This is a genomic window from Enterobacter quasiroggenkampii, assembly GCF_043972695.1.
Classification (GTDB): Bacteria; Pseudomonadota; Gammaproteobacteria; order Enterobacterales; family Enterobacteriaceae; genus Enterobacter; species Enterobacter quasiroggenkampii.
Genome location: NZ_CP143745.1, coordinates 232,090 through 253,002, shown reverse-complemented (window position 1 = coordinate 253,002; position 20,913 = coordinate 232,090). Strand labels below are relative to the sequence as shown.

At 57.5% G+C, this 20,913-nt stretch carries 15 protein-coding genes; 9 read left to right on the top strand and 6 right to left on the bottom strand.

The features are described from left to right. Positions 1–13: 13 nt before the first annotated feature. From glgC to glgP, 3 genes are read left to right on the top strand one after another with little or no spacing between them, the layout of a single operon-like run. On the top strand, positions 14–1,309 hold the full coding sequence (glgC, locus tag V1572_RS01305) for a glucose-1-phosphate adenylyltransferase (RefSeq protein ID WP_008503066.1): 1,296 nt from the start codon (positions 14–16) through the stop codon (positions 1,307–1,309). After that, a complete protein-coding gene (gene glgA / locus V1572_RS01300; RefSeq protein WP_008503065.1) occupies positions 1,309–2,742 on the top strand; it encodes a glycogen synthase GlgA in 1,434 nt (477 codons plus the stop codon). Before glgC ends, glgA begins: the two co-directional genes overlap by 1 nt. Before the next feature lie 18 nt (positions 2,743–2,760). Then, the gene (gene glgP, locus V1572_RS01295; protein WP_025910282.1) at positions 2,761–5,208 is read left to right on the top strand and encodes a glycogen phosphorylase; all 2,448 of its coding nucleotides are present in this window, start codon (positions 2,761–2,763) and stop codon (positions 5,206–5,208) included. An 88-nt stretch (positions 5,209–5,296) separates the two neighbouring features. Here the strand turns inward: glgP and glpD are convergent, their stop codons facing one another. After that, positions 5,297–6,805, bottom strand: coding sequence for a glycerol-3-phosphate dehydrogenase (gene glpD, locus V1572_RS01290; RefSeq protein ID WP_048027712.1), 1,509 nt, complete (start codon positions 6,803–6,805; stop codon positions 5,297–5,299). A gap of 188 nt (positions 6,806–6,993) precedes the next feature. Between glpD and glpE the strand changes: the two genes are divergently transcribed. Genes glpE through V1572_RS01275 form a run of 3 tightly spaced genes read left to right on the top strand, consistent with a single transcriptional unit; the run spans position 6,994 to position 8,979 of the window. Then, positions 6,994–7,326 carry a thiosulfate sulfurtransferase GlpE gene (gene glpE, locus V1572_RS01285; protein ID WP_008503062.1) on the top strand — a complete coding sequence of 111 codons (333 nt, stop codon included), beginning with the start codon at positions 6,994–6,996 and terminating at the stop codon, positions 7,324–7,326. Positions 7,327–7,373: 47 nt separating this feature from the next. Further along, a complete protein-coding gene (gene glpG, locus V1572_RS01280; protein WP_028015659.1) occupies positions 7,374–8,204 on the top strand; it encodes a rhomboid family intramembrane serine protease GlpG in 831 nt (276 codons plus the stop codon). A 16-nt stretch (positions 8,205–8,220) separates the two neighbouring features. After that, the gene (locus tag V1572_RS01275) at positions 8,221–8,979 is read left to right on the top strand and encodes a DeoR/GlpR family transcriptional regulator (protein ID WP_008503060.1); all 759 of its coding nucleotides are present in this window, start codon (positions 8,221–8,223) and stop codon (positions 8,977–8,979) included. A gap of 81 nt (positions 8,980–9,060) precedes the next feature. On the opposite strand, the gene malT is transcribed toward V1572_RS01275, so the two are convergent. After that, on the bottom strand, positions 9,061–11,766 hold the full coding sequence (malT, locus tag V1572_RS01270; RefSeq protein WP_045909015.1) for an HTH-type transcriptional regulator MalT: 2,706 nt from the start codon (positions 11,764–11,766) through the stop codon (positions 9,061–9,063). 585 nt (positions 11,767–12,351) lie between these two features. Between malT and malP the strand changes: the two genes are divergently transcribed. Continuing rightward, a complete protein-coding gene (gene malP, locus V1572_RS01265) occupies positions 12,352–14,745 on the top strand; it encodes a maltodextrin phosphorylase (RefSeq protein WP_196365622.1) in 2,394 nt (797 codons plus the stop codon). 9 nt (positions 14,746–14,754) lie between these two features. Then, a complete protein-coding gene (malQ, locus tag V1572_RS01260; protein WP_395299641.1) occupies positions 14,755–16,833 on the top strand; it encodes a 4-alpha-glucanotransferase in 2,079 nt (692 codons plus the stop codon). 88 nt (positions 16,834–16,921) lie between these two features. On the opposite strand, the gene gntT is transcribed toward malQ, so the two are convergent. The 3 genes from gntT to gntX all read right to left on the bottom strand — a co-directional run bounded on the left by gntT (position 16,922) and on the right by gntX (position 19,875). Next, complete coding sequence (gntT, locus tag V1572_RS01255; protein WP_024907902.1) at positions 16,922–18,238, bottom strand: gluconate transporter; 1,317 nt, start codon at positions 18,236–18,238, stop codon at positions 16,922–16,924. A 316-nt stretch (positions 18,239–18,554) separates the two neighbouring features. Then, positions 18,555–19,130: a Fe-S biogenesis protein NfuA gene (gene nfuA / locus V1572_RS01250; protein WP_008503055.1), complete on the bottom strand. Its 576-nt coding sequence runs from the start codon at positions 19,128–19,130 to the stop codon at positions 18,555–18,557. A gap of 61 nt (positions 19,131–19,191) precedes the next feature. After that, complete coding sequence (gene gntX / locus V1572_RS01245; RefSeq protein WP_262778939.1) at positions 19,192–19,875, bottom strand: DNA utilization protein GntX; 684 nt, start codon at positions 19,873–19,875, stop codon at positions 19,192–19,194. 36 nt (positions 19,876–19,911) lie between these two features. Between gntX and bioH the strand changes: the two genes are divergently transcribed. Continuing rightward, positions 19,912–20,694 (top strand): pimeloyl-ACP methyl ester esterase BioH, encoded by a 783-nt coding sequence (bioH, locus tag V1572_RS01240; protein WP_069720566.1) that lies wholly within the window; start codon positions 19,912–19,914, stop codon positions 20,692–20,694. Here the strand turns inward: bioH and feoC are convergent. Continuing rightward, a complete protein-coding gene (gene feoC / locus V1572_RS01235; protein ID WP_045909345.1) occupies positions 20,666–20,905 on the bottom strand; it encodes a [Fe-S]-dependent transcriptional repressor FeoC in 240 nt (79 codons plus the stop codon). The genes bioH and feoC overlap by 29 nt on opposite strands. Positions 20,906–20,913: the final 8 nt, after the last annotated feature.

Here is a 20,913-nt window from a genome sequence, read left to right as displayed (position 1 = left end):
AAAGGAGTTAGTCATGGTTAGATTAGAGAAGAACGATCCCTTAATGTTGGCACGCCAGCTACCATTAAAAACGGTTGCCCTGATACTTGCGGGCGGGCGTGGTACCCGTCTGAAAGATTTGACCATCAAGCGCGCCAAACCGGCTGTTCACTTTGGTGGTAAGTTCCGTATCATCGACTTTGCGCTCTCCAACTGCCTGAACTCGGGCATTCGCCGCATCGGCGTCATTACGCAGTATCAGTCGCATACGCTGGTTCAGCATATCCAGCGCGGCTGGTCATTCTTCAGCGAAGAGATGAACGAGTTTGTCGATCTCCTTCCTGCGCAGCAACGCGTCCACGGCGAAAACTGGTATCGCGGGACAGCGGATGCGGTGACCCAGAACCTCGACATCATTCGTCGCTACAACGCGGAATACATTGTGATCCTCGCCGGGGACCACATCTACAAGCAAGATTACTCCCACATGCTGATCGACCACGTCGAAAAAGGGGCGCGCTGCACCGTGGCGTGTCTGCCTGTGCCCGTTGCTGAAGCGACGGCGTTTGGCGTCATGCACGTGGATGCCGACGACAAAATTATCGACTTCGTTGAAAAACCGGCGAACCCGCCAACCATGCCGGGCGATGACACCAAATCACTCGCCAGCATGGGGATCTATGTCTTTGACGCAGATTATCTTTATGAGCTGCTGGAAGAAGACGACAAAGACGAAAACTCCAGCCACGACTTCGGTAAAGACATCATTCCGAAAATCACGAAAGCTGGCATGGCGTATGCACATCCTTTCCCGCTGTCCTGCGTGCAGTCCGACCCGAATGCGGAACCCTACTGGCGCGATGTGGGCACGCTGGAAGCGTACTGGAAAGCGAACCTCGATCTGGCATCGGTTACGCCTGAACTGGATATGTATGACCAGAACTGGCCGATTCGTACCCATATGGAGTCGCTGCCGCCGGCCAAGTTCGTCCAGGACCGCTCCGGCAGCCACGGTATGACGCTGAACTCGCTGGTGTCCGGCGGGTGCATTATCTCCGGTTCGGTGGTGGTGCAGTCGGTGCTGTTCCCGCGTGTGCGGATAAATTCATTCTGTAATATCGATTCGGCAGTCTTGTTGCCGGATGTCTGGGTAGGGCGCTCGTGTCGTCTGCGTCGTTGCGTGATCGACCGTGCCTGCGTCATCCCTGAAGGGATGGTTATTGGGGAGAATGCGGAAGAAGACGCGCGTCGTTTCTACCGTTCGGAAGAGGGGATCGTGTTAGTCACACGGGAAATGTTGCGGAAGCTGCAGATCAAACAGGAGCGATGATGCAGGTTTTACACGTATGTTCTGAGATGTTCCCGTTATTAAAAACGGGCGGACTGGCAGATGTGCTTGGCGCATTACCGGCGGCGCAAATCGCCGGAGGCGTGGATACCCGAGTCCTGCTGCCCGCCTTTCCGGATATCCGGCGCGGTATACCTGATGCGAAAGTGGTGACCCGCCGTGAAACGTTTGCCGGACGCATTACCCTGCTGTTTGGACATTACAATGGCGTAGGGATTTACCTGATCGACGCGCCGCATTTATACGATCGCCCGGGCAGCCCGTATCATGATACGAACCTGTTCGCCTACACCGACAACGTGCTGCGCTTTGCGCTGCTCGGCTGGGTCGGTGCCGAAATGGCGACGGGGCTGGATCCGTTCTGGCGGCCGGATGTGGTGCACGCGCACGACTGGCACGCCGGGCTTGCCCCGGCGTATCTCGCCGCGCGCGGCCACCCGGCGAAATCGGTCTTTACCGTGCATAACCTGGCGTATCAGGGGATGTACTACGCCCATCACATGAATGACATCGATCTGCCATGGTCGTTCTTTAACATGCACGGTCTGGAGTTTAACGGGCAGATCTCGTTCCTGAAGGCGGGGCTGTACTACGCCGATCACATCACGGCGGTGAGCCCAACCTACGCGCGTGAGATCACCCAGCCGGCGTTTGGCTACGGCATGGAAGGGTTGCTGCAGCAGCGCCATCGCGAAGGCCGCCTGTCGGGCATCCTGAACGGCGTGGATGAACAGATCTGGAGCCCGGAAACCGATCTCCTGCTGGCGGCGCGCTACGGTCGTGATTCCGTGGAAGACAAAGCGGAGAACAAACGCCAGCTGCAGATTGCGATGGGCCTGAAGGTGAACGACAAAGTGCCGCTGTTCGCCGTTGTGAGCCGCCTGACCAGCCAGAAAGGGCTGGATCTGGTGCTGGAGGCGCTGCCCGGTTTACTGGAGCAGGGGGGACAGCTGGCGCTGCTCGGCGCGGGCGACCCGGTGCTGCAGGAAGGTTTCCTTGCCGCCGCCGCGGAACATCCGGGGCAGGTAGGCGTGCAGATTGGCTACCACGAAGCGTTCTCGCACCGCATTATGGGCGGCGCGGACGTCATTCTGGTGCCAAGCCGTTTCGAACCCTGCGGCCTGACGCAGCTGTACGGCCTGAAATACGGCACCCTGCCGCTGGTACGCCGCACGGGCGGACTGGCGGATACCGTATCCGACAGCTCTCTGGAAAACCTGGCGGACGGTATCGCCAGCGGATTTGTCTTTGAGGACAGTAATGCCTGGTCGCTGCTTCGGGCGATTCGGCGTGCTTTCGTCTTGTGGTCCCGTCCATCGCTGTGGCGTTATGTACAACGTCAGGCGATGTCCATGGACTTTAGCTGGCATGTCGCGGCGCAGTCATACCGCGATCTCTATCAACGCTTGATGTAACGAGGCGAAGTTACTGATATGAACGCTCCATTTAGCTACTCTTCACCCACGCTCAGCGTTGAGGCGTTAAAGCACTCCATCGCCTACAAGCTGATGTTCACCATCGGGAAAGATCCGGTTATTGCCAACAAGCACGAGTGGCTGAACGCCACCTTGTTTGCCGTGCGTGACCGCTTGGTTGAACGCTGGCTGCGCTCAAACCGCGCCCAGCTCTCGCAGGAGACGCGTCAGGTTTACTACCTGTCGATGGAATTTTTGATTGGCCGCACGCTGTCCAATGCGCTGTTGTCGCTCGGTATTTATGACGACGTCAAAACCGCACTGGAAGAGATGGGGTTAGATTTAGAAGAACTGATCGACGAAGAGAACGACCCGGGCCTCGGTAACGGCGGTCTGGGACGTCTCGCCGCCTGCTTCCTCGACTCGCTGGCGACGCTGGCGCTGCCGGGCCGCGGCTACGGTATTCGCTACGATTACGGCATGTTCAAACAGAACATCGTCGACGGGCGTCAGAAAGAGTCCCCGGACTACTGGCTGGAGTACGGCAACCCGTGGGAGTTTAAGCGCCACAACACGCGCTATAAGGTGCGCTTTGGCGGACGTATTCAGCAGGAAGGGAAAAAATCCCGCTGGGTGGAAACGGAAGAGATCCTGGCCGTGGCCTACGACCAGATTATCCCCGGCTACGACACCGACGCCACCAACACGCTGCGCCTGTGGAGTGCCCAGGCCAGTAGCGAAATTAACCTCGGGAAATTTAACCAGGGTGACTACTTCGCGGCGGTGGAGGATAAAAACCACTCCGAGAACGTGTCCCGCGTGCTGTACCCGGATGACTCGACCTACTCGGGCCGCGAGCTGCGCCTGCGTCAGGAGTACTTCCTTGTTTCGGCGACCATTCAGGACATCCTTAGCCGCCACCATCAGCTGCACAAAACCTACGCCAACCTGGCGGAGAAAACCGCGATCCACCTTAATGACACCCACCCGGTGCTCTCTATTCCGGAGCTGATGCGTCTGCTGATCGACGAACATAAGTTCAGTTGGGATGACGCCTTTGAGGTGACCTGTCAGGTGTTCTCATACACCAACCACACGCTGATGAGCGAAGCGCTGGAGACGTGGCCGGTGGACATGCTCGGCAAAATCCTGCCGCGCCATCTGCAGATTATCTTTGAGATTAACGACTACTTCCTCAAGACGCTGCAGGAGCAGTATCCGAACGATACCGGCCTGCTGAGCCGCGCGTCCATCATTGATGAGTCGAACGGTCGCCGCGTGCGCATGGCCTGGCTGGCGGTTGTCATCAGCCACAAGGTCAACGGCGTGTCCGAGCTCCACTCGAACCTGATGGTGCAGTCGCTGTTTGCGGACTTCGCGAAGATCTTCCCGACGCGGTTCTGCAACGTGACCAACGGCGTCACCCCGCGCCGCTGGCTGGCGCTGGCCAACCAGCCGCTCTCTGAGGTACTGGACGAGAATATCGGCCGCACCTGGCGTACCGATTTGAGCCAGCTGAGCGAGCTGGAACAGCATATTGATTTTCCGACGGTGAACAAAGCCGTGCGCGAAGCCAAGCTGCTGAACAAAAAACGTCTGGCGGTCTGGCTGGCAATGCACCTCAACGTGGTGGCAAACCCGAAAGCGCTGTTCGACGTTCAGATCAAACGCATCCATGAATACAAGCGTCAACTGATGAACGTGCTGCACGTAATCACCCATTACAACCGCATCAAGGCCGATCCGACGGCCGAATGGGTTCCGCGCGTGAAGATCTTCGCCGGTAAGGCGGCGTCGGCCTATTACATGGCGAAGCACATTATTCATCTCATCAACGACGTGGCGAAGGTGGTTAACCAGGATCCGGATATTGGCGACAAGCTGAAGGTGGTATTCATTCCGAACTACAGCGTCAGCCTGGCGCAGCTGATCATCCCGGCGGCGGATCTCTCTGAACAGATTTCCACGGCGGGGACGGAGGCATCCGGCACCAGTAACATGAAGTTTGCCCTCAACGGCGCGCTGACCATCGGCACGCTGGACGGGGCGAACGTCGAGATGCTGGAGCACGTGGGCGAAGACAATATCTTTATCTTCGGTAATACGACGGAAGAGGTGGAGGCGCTGCGCAGGAAAGGCTACTCGCCGCGTCAATATTACGAAGAGGATGAAGAGTTGCGTCAGGTGCTGACGCAGATCGCGACCGGCGTGTTTAGCCCTGATGAACCGAGCCGCTACCGCGATCTGGTGGATTCGCTGATTAACTTTGGCGATCACTACCAGGTGCTGGCGGATTACCGCAGCTACGTGGACTGTCAGGACAAGGTGGACGAGCTGTATCGCCAGCCGGAGAAATGGACCAGCGCCGCGATGTACAACATCGCCAATATGGGCTATTTCTCGTCAGACAGGACCATCAAGGAGTATGCCGAGACGATCTGGCATATTGATCCGGTGAGGTTGTAAAAACAAAGCCGGGTGGCGGCTTCGCCTTACCCGGCCTGGTTGATCCCGTAGGCCCGGTAAGCGTAGCGCCACCGGGCGTTTTTTCACATCAGGACGCCAGCGACAGCTCACGCTTTCCCGCATGTTGCAGTAACCACTGCGCCACGCGAGACTGCTGTTCGGCGTTGAGCCACATCCCTTCTTTGGTACGGCGCCAGATAGCATCATCCAGACGACGCACCCACTCGTGCTCAACCAGGTAACGCAGCTCGGCTTCGTACAGCTCGTGGCCGAAATGCTCGCCCAGATCCGCAATGTCCTTCGCATCGCCCAGGAACAGCTCGGTATTGCTGCCGTAGGTGCGGGCATAGTGGCGCGCCATCCCTTCGGTGATGAACGGGAAGCGACGGCGCAGCTTCGCGGCGTAATCATCGCGGTTATCGCCGATATCACCGCCGGGCAGTACCGCGCCTTTGGTCCATGCCGGGCCAATGCCTTTGTAATACGGCGCCAGTTTTTCCAGCGCGTGCTCGGCCAGCTTGCGGTAGGTGGTGAGCTTGCCGCCAAACACGGACAGCAGCGGCGCCTGGCCGTCTACGTCGTGAATATCGAGCGTATAGTCGCGGGTGATGGCCTGCGGTGAGTCAGATTCGTCATCGCACAGCGGACGCACGCCGGAGTAAGTCCAGACCACGTCGTCGCGCGACAGCTGTTTCTTAAAGTGCGCGTTATACACTTTAAGCAGGTAGTTCACTTCGCTCTCATCAATCTCAACGTTCTTCGGATCGCCTTTGTACTCCACGTCGGTGGTGCCGATGATCGAGAATTCGTCCATCCACGGGATCACAAACACGATGCGCTTGTCTTCGTTCTGTAGAATGTACGCCTGCTTCTGGGTATGCACGCGCGGCACCACAATGTGGCTGCCTTTGATCAGGCGGATGCCGTACGGGGAAGGCAGATGCATGCCCTCGTCAAAGAACTGTTTCACCCACGGGCCGGTGGCGTTCACCAGGCCGCGCGCTTTCCAGCTGAATTTCTCGCCGGTATCGATATCTTCCGCCTCGACAATCCACAGGCCGTTTTCACGGCGGGCAGAGGTCGCGCGGGTGCGGGTTTTCACCTCGCCGCCTTTCTTCTCAACCATCTGCGCGTTCGCCAGCACCAGACGGGCATCGTCCACCCAGCAGTCGGAATATTCGAATCCGCGCACGATTTCAGGCTTAAGGACCGATTCTGAGCCAAAACGCAAACCTTTCGAACCCGGGAGACTGGTGCGTTTACCCAGATGATCGTACATAAACAGACCAATTCGGATCATCCACGCCGGACGCAGATGCGGGCGATGGGGCAGGCGGAAGCGCATCGGAATCGCCAGATGTGGGGCCATTTTCAGCAGCACTTCACGTTCGGCCAGCGCTTCACTGACCAGGCGGAATTCGTAGTGTTCCAGGTAGCGCAGGCCACCGTGAATCAGTTTGGAACTGGCGGACGACGTCGCGCAGGCGAGATCGTTAGCTTCCAGCATCAGTACGGATAAACCGCGTCCTGCGGCATCGACCGCAATACCGGCACCGTTGATGCCACCGCCTATCACAATCAGATCTTTGGTTTCCATAACACCCTCTTGCACTTTCGTTAAAGCTCAGAAATGTTCGATATCGCTCATAATAGCAAAGGAACGCGCTTTTGGTAACATCAAAAAAACAATTTAGAGTGATATGGATAACATAATGGCGTTTACCCGCCGCCAGGACGTACACTACGGGGTAAAATCTTGTCGTTGACCACTGTAAAGAGAACACCATGGATCAGTTTGAATGTATTAACGTAGAAGAAGCCCACCAGAAGATGCACCAGGGAAAAGCGGTGCTGGTGGACATCCGCGATCCGCAGAGTTTTGCGATGGGCCATACGCCGGGCGCGTTCCATCTCACCAACGACACGCTGGGCGCGTTTATGCGCGATAACGACTTCGACACGCCGGTGATGGTCATGTGCTATCACGGCAACAGCAGCAAAGGCGCGGCGCAGTACCTGCTTCAGCAGGGTTACGACGCGGTTTACAGCGTCGACGGCGGTTTCGATGCCTGGCATCGTCATTTCCCGGCGGAAGTGGAATACGCTTTTGAGCGCTGATCCCGCTATACTGTCCCCTTTTGTGTGGAAATAAGCGACCGCTGCCCATGTTGATGATCACCTCTTTTACCAACCCGCGCGTCGCCCAGGCGTTTGTCGACTATATGGCGACGCAGGGCGTTATTCTGACTATTCAGCAACATACGCAGACCGACGTCTGGCTGGCCGATGAGAGCCAGGCCGGGCGGGTAAACGAGGAGCTGGCGCGTTTTCTTGAGAACCCTGGCGACCCGCGCTATCTCGCGGCCAGCTGGCAATCCGGCCAGACCGGCAGCGGATTGCACTACAGCCGCTTTCCCTTCCTCGCCACCATTCGCGAGCGCGCGGGCCCGTTTACGCTGCTGCTGATGGCGGCCTGCATCATTGTCTTCATTATCATGAACGTGGTCGGCGACCAGAGCGTAATGATTGCCCTGGCGTGGCCCTATGACCCGTCTCTTGAGTTTGACGTCTGGCGCTACTTTAGCCACGCGCTGATGCACTTCTCGGTGATGCATATCCTCTTTAACCTGCTCTGGTGGTGGTATCTCGGCGGTGCCGTTGAAAAGCGTCTGGGCAGTGGCAAGCTGATCGTTATCACCATCATCAGCGCCCTGTTAAGCGGCTACGTGCAGCACAAGTTCAGCGGGCCGTGGTTCGGCGGGCTGTCGGGTGTCGTGTATGCCCTGATGGGCTACGTCTGGCTTCGCGGGGAGCGCGACCCGGAAAGTGGCATCTATCTGCAACGCGGATTAATAACCTTTGCGTTAATATGGCTAATTGCCGGATGGTTTGATCTGTTTGGTATGTCTATCGCCAACGGTGCGCACGTCGCCGGGCTGGCCGTGGGGCTGGCGATGGCCTTTGCCGACACGCTCCATGCGCGAAAACGAACATAATTCTCAGGGATAATTGATGAAACAAACACAACGTCATGACGCCATTATCGAACTGGTAAAAAAACAGGGATACGTCAGCACCGAAGAGCTGGTGGAGCAGTTTGCCGTCAGCCCACAAACCATCCGTCGTGACCTGAACGACCTGGCCGATCAGAACCGTATTCTTCGCCACCACGGTGGCGCGGCGCTGCCATCCAGCTCGGTTAACACCTCCTGGCACGACCGTAAAGCCACGCAGACGGCGGAGAAAGAGCGTATTGCCCGCAAGGTCGCCAGCCAGATCCCAAACGGGGCGACGCTGTTTATTGATATCGGCACCACGCCGGAAGCGGTCGCCCATGCGCTGCTGGATCATGAGAACCTGCGCGTGGTCACCAACAACCTGAACGTGGCTAACACCCTGATGCAGAAAGACGACTTCCGCATCATCCTCGCGGGCGGGGAGCTGCGCAGCCGCGACGGTGGAATTATCGGCGAAGCCACACTCGATTTTATCTCCCAGTTCCGCCTCGACTTCGGCATTCTGGGGATCAGCGGCATCGACAGCGACGGCTCGCTGCTGGAGTTTGATTACCACGAGGTACGCACCAAGCGCGCGATCATTGAAAACTCACGCCACGTGATGCTGGTGGTGGATCATTCGAAGTTTGGCCGAAACGCGATGGTGAACATGGGCAGCATCAGCATGGTGGATGCGGTCTATACCGACGTGATGCCGCCGGCGGGCGTCATGCAGGTGATTAAAGATAATAATTTGCAGCTGGAATTGTGCTAACGGTTGTGTCGGGTGGCGCTGCGCTTACCCGACCTACAACACCCGTAGGCCCGTGCAAGCGTAGCGCCGCCGGGCAATGAATTACACTCCGTACCCCATCATCTTCAACAGCTGCTGTGCATGCTGTACCGCATCCTGACGATGCGCCACGCCCAGCTTCTGGTACAGGTTGCGGATATGCGTTTTGATGGTGGTCGCCGCCACCGCCAGCTCGCCGGCAATCTGCTCGTTGCTGTAGCCTGAATAGATCAGCCCCAGAACCTGCCATTCGCGCTGGGTGAGCGGGCTGGTGCGGATAAGCTCTGGCACTTCCGGGTGGTTCAGCAGACGTTCAACGAAGTTCTCATCGAAATGCGCGAACTTGTGCCGATGATGCTGGTTAATCTCGCGCAGAATGCGCTGGGCGCGATGCTGATCCAGCTCCGGCAGCGTGTTAAGCTGAATAAGCTGACGCAGCTGCTGGGCCATCACTTCACCCTCAATCACAAAGTGGCTGATAAACCCGGTGCGGTTTGCCAGCTGCAGCGCCTCCAGCAGCACGCGCTGGGCATCGTTTTTACGACCCGCCTGCCAGTAGAGCTGGTTCTGCAGCAGCAGGTTGCGGTTCAGATCGCTCATCAGGCGCAGGCTGCGCGCGTTCTCGTTCAGCTCTTCCAGTACAATCTCAGCGGGCTCTAATTCACCGAGCAGGATCTGCGCGCGGGCAATGTTGCGCCACTGGCTCTGCAGGAAGTGGTTGTTGGCAAATTCCGGTTTTGGCGTCTGACGCAGCCAGTTGGCGGCGGATTTTTTATCGCCGGTCATCTGCCAGTAAATCACCCGGACCTTATCGGCGTTTGACACCCAGTCGCTATGATACTGACCGTTGCCGAGCAGGTTTTCCAGGCGGTTAAGATGGTTGCGGGCGTTATCGAGATCGCCGCGCGCCAGCGAGCACTGCACCAGCAGCGCCAGACACTGCAGCTGCTGCTGAGGCTGGAAACTGGAAAGAACATCCACACCCTGGCGGGCGCAGCTTTCTGCTTCATCCAGACGCGACCATGCCCACAGCAGCTGAGCGCGAATACGCAACAGGAACTCGTGCATCGGCAGCTGTTCCAGGTGCTGTTCACGAATCAGCTGGAACGCTTTTTCCTGGTTTTCCCAGGCAGCCTGCAGGAACCCCTGCGCGAATAAAATCTCGCTCTGCTGGATCAGGCTCCACAGCGCGTAGTGCCAGACATCATGACGACGCGCCATCTGTTCGGTTTGCTGCATCAGTGAAAGCGAACGCGTGAGGTCACCTTTGCAGTGCAGCACTTCGCCGTGTACGGAGGTCGCCACGATGCGGCTGTAGAAGTTGGCCAGCGGCAGTTCATCCAGTGCGACCATCGCCAGCCGTTCCGCTTCGTCCGGGTCGCCATCGTTAATGGCCACCTGAGCGCGCAGCGCGTTGAACTCGCCGTGCAGGGTGGTATCCATCTCGCTTTCCATCTCCTGCTCGGCACGCGCCAGCAGGGTGTTCACTTCGCTGTAGCGATGCTGGCTCTGCATCAGCCAGGCCTGCAGCAGCACCAGACGCGGATTCTCCAGCAGGCTTTCCCACGGCAGGGCTTTGAGGGACTCTTCCAGCAGCGTCAGCTCGCTGTGGTTAAACAGGCCCCACGCATGATTGAGGAGGATATCGCGCAGCATGCTGGCATCCCCGGCAGCGAGCGCGTGGTGGATGGCCTCGCTCGGGAAGCCCTGTGCCATCCAGCTTTCGGCAGCGGCGCGGTGGATCTCCGGCAGTTCAACCGCCAGCTCCCACTGACAGCGCTGGCGCAGGAAGCTACCAAACAGCGGATGATAGCTAAACCACTCGCCGGGATCGTCCATGCGCGTCAGGAAAAGGCCCTGACGTTCAATTTCTTCGAGCTGCAGCTGACCGTTTTCACAGCCCGTCACCCGCACGATGAGGGCATCGTTCATGGAGCGCAGCAGCGAGCTTTTCAGCAGGAAATTACGCGTCGAGGGATCGACACTGTTCAGCACCTCGTCCACCAGGTAATCAGAGAGGTGGCTGGCGTTGATGCCGGCCAGACGCCGCGCTGACTGATGCGCTGGACTGTTGTTTTGCCGGGCAGAGAGGGCGATGAGCTGCAGCGCCGTGGCCCAGCCCGCGACGTCATCACACAGGCGGCTGCTTTCAGCGGCCTCAATGGGTGAGGTCAGGCGGCAGTCAAAGAACTGTTTTGCTTCCTGGTGGGTAAAGGCCAACTGCTGGCTACCCACTTCCAGAAGCTGATCGCGTACGCGCAGGTTGGCAATACCCAACTGCGGCAGGTTGCGTGACAGCACCACTAACGTTAGGTTTTCCGGCTGATGGCGCAGGAAGAAACGCATTGATTCATGAATCACCGGGTTAGTGATGAGATGGTAATCATCAATCACCACGTAAAGCGGGCGATGCCATTCAGCCAGTTCGATAAACAGCTGAGAGAAAAGGGAGGACAGGCTGGCGTACTGGCGCTTTTGCACCATCACCTCACTGGCAACGCAGTGTCCATGGGTGGCTTGCTGTATCGCGGCAATCAGATAGCTGGCAAAGCGCTCCTGCTGGTTATCGCCCTCATCAAGAGAGTACCAGCCAAGATCGCTCTTACCTGCGGCCCATTGCGAAATGAGCGTTGTTTTTCCATAACCTGCAGGGCTCGTAACCAGCGCCAGTCGGAAATTATGCGCGCCGGAAAGTTTAGCCAACAGACGCTCGCGGACCACTGTGTGGTCAAGACGAACCGGGCGACTTAATTTAGACGGAATCAACATAGGTTTCACTTCACTGTGGGGAACGAGAGATTTTATTTTTTTTGCGCTTCGTAATTAATGGTTATAAGGTCGGCCAATAAGTTAACTATTGCAAGTTATGTCTGGATTTGGTGGCTGTGAATTTGCACTCTGTCACAAAACATTCAGGCAGAGGAGGGAACTTTCTGAAAAGGTCTTTAATGCCCCGTCAATGCTGGCTTGTATGGCTGTGCTACGGCTGCGCTGAAACTGGTTTCAGAAAGGGATAGTGACGTCGAATTTAATATACTTCTGGTAAAGTTAAGGGAGATTAATAATCTCCTTAGCGATTTCCCGATTGCCGCAATATTATTCTACGTAAGTAATTATTTCGGCGGGGTTTAATTTCACCCGAAACCGCATTTCATTTCTTTGACATTCTCCTCGGTTACTTTTTTATCTTCCGGGCACACTCGAACTATGCTCTGAGAGTGGCCTTGATCACACTTTTCTGCTCATCCCCGCTACTCCTCCCTGTCTAATCCCCCTCGGGAGGAGGAAGAGGGGAAATGAGCCAGGCACACTAGCGCCAACTTGTGTTTTCTTTCTAAAGGATGCCGATCCCCTATGTCACAGCCTACCTTCAACAAAGCTCAATTCCAGGCTGCCCTGACGCGTCAGTGGCAGCGTTTTGGCCTTCATGCTGCAAACGAGATGACGCCTCACCAGTGGTGGCAGGCAGTGAGCGGTGCGCTCGCAGAGCAGCTGGATGCTCAACCCCTGGCAAAACCGGTAAAAGGCCAGCGCCATGTAAACTACATTTCAATGGAATTCCTGATTGGCCGTCTGACGGGCAACAACCTGTTGAACCTCGGCTGGTATCAGGAGGTCGGTGACGTCCTTAAAGAACACGACATTAACCTGACCGACCTGCTGGAAGAAGAGATTGATCCGGCGCTGGGCAACGGCGGTCTGGGACGCCTGGCGGCCTGCTTCCTTGACTCCATGGCGACCGTCGGCCAGTCGGCGATTGGCTACGGCCTGAACTACCAGTACGGCCTGTTCCGTCAGTCGTTTGCTGACGGCCACCAGATGGAAGCGCCGGACGACTGGCATCGCAATACCTATCCGTGGTTCCGCCATAACGCGCAGCTTGACGTGCAGGTTGGCATTGGCGGGAAAGTGACGAAACAAGGTCTCTGGGAACCGGCGTTCACCATCACCGGCGAAGCCTGGGATCTGCCGGTGCTTGGCTACCGTAACGGCGTGGCGCAGCCGCTGCGTCTGTGGCAGGCGAAACACGCTCACCCGTTTAACCTGACTAAATTCAACGACGGCGATTTCCTGCGGGCCGAGCAGCAGGGCATCGACGCCGAGAAGCTGACCAAAGTCCTCTATCCGAACGACAATCACCTGGCCGGTAAAAAGCTGCGCCTGATGCAGCAATACTTCCAGTGCGCCTGCTCCGTGGCGGACATTCTGCGTCGCCATCACCTGGCGGGCCGCAAGCTGGCGCAGCTGCCGGACTTCGAAGTCATTCAGCTCAACGACACGCACCCGACCATTGCCATCCCGGAACTGCTGCGCGTGCTGATCGACGAGCATCAGCTGAGCTGGGACGACGCCTGGGCCATTACCAGCCGTACCTTTGCCTACACCAACCACACGCTGATGCCAGAAGCGCTGGAGTGCTGGGATGAGAAGCTGGTGAAAACGCTGCTGCCGCGCCACATGCAGATCATCAACAAGATTAACGACCAGTTTAAAAAGCTCGTGGATAAAACCTGGCCGGGCAACAAGGCGGTCTGGGCGAAGCTGGCGGTGGTTCACGATAAGCAGGTACGCATGGCGAACATGTGCGTGGTGAGCGGCTTTGCGGTGAACGGCGTGGCGGCGCTGCACTCGGATCTGGTGGTCAAAGACCTCTTCCCGGAATACCACCAGCTGTGGCCAACCAAATTCCACAACGTGACCAACGGCATCACGCCGCGTCGCTGGATCAAGCAGTGCAACCCGCTGCTGGCGGGCCTGCTGGACAAGACCCTGAAGAAAGAGTGGGCCAACGATCTGGACCAGCTCATCAACCTGGAAAAATACGCTGACGACGCGAAATTCCGCGAGCAGTACCGGGCGATCAAGCTGGAGAACAAAGTTCGCCTGGCGGAGTTTGTGAAAATGCGTACCGGGATTGAGATCAACCCGAATGCGATTTTCGATATTCAGATCAAGCGTCTGCACGAGTACAAACGCCAGCACCTGAACCTGCTGCACATTCTGGCGCTGTACAAAGAGATCCGCGAGAACCCGCAGGCCGATCGCGTCCCGCGCGTGTTCCTGTTCGGTGCGAAAGCGGCCCCGGGCTACTACCTGGCGAAAAACATCATCCTCGCCATCAATAAAGTGGCGGCGGCGATCAACAGCGATCCGAAAGTGGGCGACAAGCTGAAGGTGGTGTTCCTGCCGGATTACTGCGTCTCGGCGGCTGAAATGCTGATCCCGGCAGCAGATATCTCCGAGCAGATCTCAACCGCAGGGAAAGAAGCCTCCGGTACCGGCAACATGAAGCTGGCGCTGAACGGCGCGCTGACCGTCGGCACGCTCGACGGGGCCAACGTTGAAATCGCCGAGAAGGTGGGCGAAGAGAATATCTTTATCTTCGGCCACACCGTGGAAGAGGTGAAAGCTATCAAGGCCAAAGGCTACGACCCGGTGAAGTGGCGTAAGAAAGACAAAGTGCTGGACGCGGTGCTGAAGGAGCTGGAGAGCGGCAAATACAGCGACGGTGACAAGCACGCGTTTGACCAGATGCTGCACAGCATGGACAAACACGGCGGTGACCCGTATCTGGTGATGGCGGACTTTACGGCCTACGTTGAAGCGCAAAAACAGGTCGACGTGCTGTATCGCGACCAGGAAGCGTGGACCCGCGCGTGCATCCTGAACACCGCGCGCTGCGGTATGTTCAGCTCTGACCGCTCAATCCGTGATTATCAGGCCCGTATCTGGCAGGCAAAACGCTAAGGAAGCGCGATGGAGAGTAAACGTCTGGACAGTGCCGCGCAGGCGGCGGGAATTAGCCTCAGTTACATTAATGCTCACGGCAAACCACAGTCTATTGGCGCCGACACCAAAAGACGTTTGCTGGACGCTATGCACAAAACCGACGCGAAAGCGTCGGCTGCGCCGGTGCCGAACGTGAAGGTATTCACTGCAGGCAAAAAGATGCCGCTCGCGGTGGAGGGGCGCGGCGAGTTTAGCTGGCTGCTCACGACCGAAGAGGGACATCAGCACAAAGGCCACGCCACCGGCGGCAAAACGCTAAACCTTCCGGCGAAGCTGCCGGAGGGCTATCACACCCTGACGCTCACCCAGGACGATCGGCGTTTCCACTGCCGGGTGATCGTCGCGCCTAAACGCTGCTACGAGCCGCAGGCGCTGCTTGAAGGCAAAAAGCTGTGGGGTGCCTGCGTGCAGCTCTATACGCTGCGTTCCAACAGCAACTGGGGCATCGGTGATTTTGGCGATCTGAAGAACATGCTGGCATCCGTGGGCGAGCGCGGCGGCGCGTTTATCGGCCTCAACCCGATCCACGCGCTCTATCCGGCCAACCCGGAGAGCGCCAGCCCGTACAGCCCGTCGTCCCGTCGCTGGCTGAACGTGATTTATATCGACGTTAACGCTTTAGATGACTTCAAAAACAGCCAGGAGGCGCAGGCCTGGTGGAAACTCAGCACCACGCAGCAGGCGCTGAAGCAGGCGCGCGAAGCCGACTGGGTGGATTACTCCACCGTCACGGCGCTGAAAATGGCCGCGCTGCGCCTGGCGTGGAAAGGCTTTTCGCAGCGCGATGACGAGCAGATGGCGGCGTTCCGCCAGTTTGTGACGCAGGAGGGCGAGAGCCTGTACTGGCAGGCGGCGTTTGATGCGCTGCACGCGTATCAGGTGAAAGAGGACGAAATGCGCTGGGGCTGGCCGGTCTGGCCTGAAGCGTATCAATCCGTCGACACGCCGGAAGTGAAAGCGTTCTGTAAAAAATATGCCGATGAAGTGGACTTCTACCTGTGGCTGCAGTGGCTGGCGTACAGCCAGTTTGCCGCCTGCTGGCAGGTGAGCCAGGGCTATAAAATGCCGATTGGCCTGTACCGTGACCTGGCCGTGGGCGTGGCGGAAGGCGGCGCGGAAACCTGGTGCGACCGTGAGCTGTACTGCCTGAAGGCCTCCGTGGGGGCACCACCGGATATCCTGGGCCCGCTCGGCCAGAACTGGGGATTACCGCCGATGGATCCGCACGTCATGGCGGCGCGCGCCTACGAGCCGTTCATCGACCTGCTGCGCGCGAACATGCAGAACTGCGGCGCGTTGCGTATCGACCACGTGATGTCCGTGCTGCGCCTGTGGTGGATCCCGTACGGTGAAACGGCGGATCATGGGGCGTACGTGCAGTATCCGGTTGACGATCTGCTGTCGATCCTGGCTCTGGAAAGCAAGCGTCATCAGTGCATGGTGATCGGTGAAGATCTCGGTACCGTGCCGGTGGAAATTGTCAGCAAGCTTCGCGACAGCGGCGTCTACTCCTATAAAGTGCTCTATTTTGAAAACGACCATGAGAAAACCTTCCGCGCGCCGCAAGCGTACCCTGAACAGTCAATGGCAGTCGCGACGACGCATGACCTTCCTACGCTTCGTGGCTATTGGGAAAGCGGCGATCTGACCCTTGGCAAAACGCTGGGCCTGTATCCTGATGAAGAGGTGTTACGCGGCCTGTATCAGGATCGCGAACTCTCCAAACAGGGGCTGCTGGATGCGCTTCACAAGCAGGGCTGTCTGCCAAAACGTGCCGGGCATAAGGCGTCGCTGATGTCCATGACCTCCACGCTCAACCGTGGTTTGCAGCGTTACATTGCCGACAGCAATAGCGCCCTGCTGGGCCTGCAGCCGGAAGACTGGATTGATATGGCGGAGCCGGTGAACATCCCGGGCACCAGCTATCAGTACAAGAACTGGCGTCGCAAGCTGTCCACCACGCTTGAGGCGATGTTTGCCGATGACGGGGTGAACAGGCTGATTAAGGATTTGGATAAGCGGCGAAAAGCTGCCGGGAAGAAGTAATAAAAAAACCCGCCAGTGGCGGGTTTTTTATTATCCGGTAGTGCTCATGTAGGTCGGGTAAGGCGTAGCCGCCACCCGACTTAGGGCATCAGACCACCATATTCAACAGCAGCACCCCGACCAGACCGCACACCGAAATAATGGTTTCCAGCGCGGACCAGGACTTGATGGTTTCACCGATCGTCAGGTTGAAGTACTCCTTGAACAGCCAGAAGCCCGGGTCGTTAACGTGAGAGAAAATCACGCTACCGGAACCGACGGCGATAACCATCAGCTCAGGACTCACGCCCGTGGTGGCAATCAACGGCGCAACGATGCCGCCGGCGGTGATCGCCGCAACGGTCGCAGAGCCCAGCGCAATACGCAGAACTGCGGCAATAGACCAGGCCATCAGAAGCGGCGACACGTTGGTTTCATGCATCATGGCAGCGATGTATTTGTCCACGCCGCTGTCGACCAGAACCTGTTTGAACGCACCGCCACCGCCGATGATCAGGAGCATCATGGCAATGATTTTGATGGAAGAGGTCAGCGTGTCGTTGATCTGATCCATGGAGCGGCCACGGTTCAGACCGAAGGTGAACATCGCGATCAGCACGGCAATCAGCGTTGCCATCACCGGGTCACCCAGGAATTCCGCCACGGACAGGAACGCATGACCTTTCGGCAGGATCATCTCTGCCACGGCGCGCATCGCCATCAGGATCACCGGTACCAGAGAGGTCCAGACGCTGACGCCAAAGCCAGGCATCTCTTCTTCGGTGAAGGTTTTGGCGCTGTACAGACCTTCCGGGATAGGCTTATCAATCCCTTTCAGGAAGCGGGCATAAACCGGACCTGCCAGAATCACCGTCGGGATCGCCAGAATCGTACCGAACAGCAGGGTTTTACCCATATCCGCGTGGAAGATAGTCGCGATAGCGGTTGGACCCGGGTGCGGCGGCAGGAAGCCGTGGGTCACGGACAGCGCCGCGGCCATAGGCACACCGACATACAGCAGCGGGATGCTCGCGGCAGCCGCAATGGTGAACACCAGCGGCAGCATCAATACGAAGCCTACTTCATAGAACAGCGCGAAACCGACGGTAAAACCGGTTAACACCACTGCCCACTGAATGTTCTTCTTACCAAATTTGTCGATAAGCGTGGTGGCAATACGCTGGGCACCGCCGCAGTCCGCCAGCATTTTACCGAGCATGGCGCCGAAGCCCATGATCAACGCCAGGCTGCCGAGCGTGCCGCCGACACCGGCTTTAATCGAGCTGATAACTTTCACCAGCGGCATCCCCTGCATCAGACCGACTGCAAGCGCCACCAGAACCAGAGCGATAAATCCGTTCATTTTGAAGCGGATCATCAAGAGCAGTAATAACACAACACCGATAGCAACGATGACTAATGGCATGATTTACCTGGCCTTTGAATTGTTATGGGTAACGTCATTGTTTCAACGACAAATTCCGATTGTCCCAACTGGGAACAGAGAAGTAACGGCACTAATACTGATGCCTTTTAAACGATTAAGTTTAGTCGGCTGTTATGAGTGTGTTTAGTGCCCATGAGAATGATACGGGTAACATGGCGTGATTGAGAATCACCCTGGAAGGCAAAATGTGAATTATGAGACGCAGGTCAACATATAGAGGGGAACGAAGAGGGGGAGCAGGGTTTTGTAGGCCCGGTAAGCGTCGCGCCACCGGGCAATACAGACGGGCACTGAATCAGTAGTAGGAGTGCTCGCCGCGCTGGTGTTCGGTCAGGTCACGCACACCTTTCAGTTCCGGGAACTCGTTCAGCAGCTGCTTCTCGATCCCTTCTTTCAGGGTGACATCGACCATTGAACAACCGTTACAACCGCCGCCAAACTGCAGAATGGCAAAACCTTCGTCGGTGATTTCCATCAGGGAAACACGGCCGCCGTGGCCAGCCAGCTGTGGGTTGATCTGGGATTGCAGCAGATACTCAACGCGCTCCATCAGCGGGGCATCGTCAGACACTTTACGCATTTTCGCGTTCGGCGCTTTCAGGGTCAGCTGAGAACCCAGCTGATCGGTGACGAAATCGATCTCCGCATCTTCAAGATACGGTGCGCTCAGCTCATCAACATAGGCGGTGAGCTGTTCAAATTTAAGGGCAGTGTCGGTGGCTTCCACAGCGTCCGGAGGACAATAAGAAACACCACATTCTGCATTCGGAGTGCCTGGATTAATCACAAACACGCGGATCTGCGTCCCTTCTTCCTGATTTGCCAGCAGTTTGGCAAAGTGCGCTTGTGCAGAATCGGAAATACGGATCATAGCTTTGGCCTAATAGTTGACTAAATTACCTGGGTATAATCATACGCCCATTGAAGAAGGGCTACAAGGTACGGCACAGACACCATACCTGAACCGACGCGGCGCCGCTTTGCAAAAGCAGTCGGGAAAGTTCAGCAACGGTACTGCCTGTGGTGACGACATCATCCACAATCGCGATATGGAGACCGTCGACCGGCAATTCAAGGCGAAAGGCATTTTTGAGGTTTCTTTTGCGAAGCCGGGCGCTGAGCTGATGCTGGATGGCGGTGGCATGAACACGTGTCAGCGCGCGGGCATCATACTGACAGCCAAGCCACCGGGCGAGGGGACGGCAGATCAGGTCACTCTGGTTATAGCCCCGCCGCCAGTGTCGACGTCGGTAGAGGGGGACATTCACCAACCTGTCGATTTTCGGCAATGCGCGGTAGCGCCGCGCCTGCAAAACCGCCAGCAGTAGCAGTCGGGCAAGGGGCTGAGCCAGCGCACTCTGGCCGGAAAACTTCAGCGCGTGAATCAGCCTGCTCAGCGGCGGAACATAATCATCCACTGCCACCAGCGCACTCCACGGCGGGGATTTTTTCAGGCAGCGGCCGCAGGGCAAAGAGGGATTGGTGGCCGGTAAACCGCATTGTGGACAGGTCCCGATACGCCATTGCAGCGATCGCGTGCAGACGGAGCAGATGCCCCATCCGCTGAGTGCCAGCGGCATTCTGCATAGCCAGCACAACCCAGGTACTGTTAGCATGTGCAACCTCCATGTGAAAAAAGAGAACAGTAACTGATGAAGACGCTGTGGTGGCAGACCGTAGGGACAGGAAATTGCCATCTTGTGCTGCTGCACGGATGGGGCCTGAATGCAGAGATATGGCATTGCATACGTGAGGAACTTGCCTCGCATTTCACGCTGCATCTGGTGGACTTACCCGGCTTTGGCCGCAGCCGCGGTTTTGGGGCCATGTCGCTTGATGAGATGGCACAGCAGGTTCTGGACGCTGCGCCACAAAACGCTGTCTGGCTGGGCTGGAGCCTGGGCGGGCTGGTGGCAAGCCAGATTGCGCTGTCGCGGCCTGACCGCGTAAAAGCGCTGGTGACGGTGGCATCGTCGCCCTGTTTTAGCGCGCAGGACGCGTGGCCGGGGATAAAACCCGAGGTACTGGCGGGCTTCCAGCAGCAGCTGAGCGAAGATTTCCAGCGGACCGTAGAGCGGTTCCTCGCCCTGCAGACGATGGGAACTGAAACCGCCCGTAAGGATGCCCGTACGCTGAAGCAAACCGTGCTGTCGCTGCCGATGCCGGAGGTGGAGGTGCTTAATGGCGGTCTTGAGCTGCTGAAAACGGTTGACCTGCGCGCGCCGCTGGCCTCCCTGACGATACCGCATCTTCGTATTTATGGTTACCTTGACGGAATTGTGCCGCGCAAAGTGGCTCCGCTGCTGGATGATCTGTGGCCGAAAAGCCAATCAATGGTGGTTGCTAAAGCGGCACACGCGCCGTTTATCTCACATCCTGACGAGTTTTGTTCGGCGCTGACCGTCTTTATTCGCGAAGTGACCACCACTCCGTGAGGCAGGCTTTTCCTTCCGGGCAATGTTTACAGCTGCCGGACAGACAACCGTCCGGCTCTTCCTGAATCCGCACCGCTTTCCCCATGGCTTCCAGTCTTTCCAGCATGGCATCGATCATCGGCTGCGGCGTATGCAGGCTGAGGCTCAGCTGTTTCGCCTCCATTCGCCCCTGCAGCGCCAGCAGATCACGAACCTGAATCAACGATGCCATGATGTGTG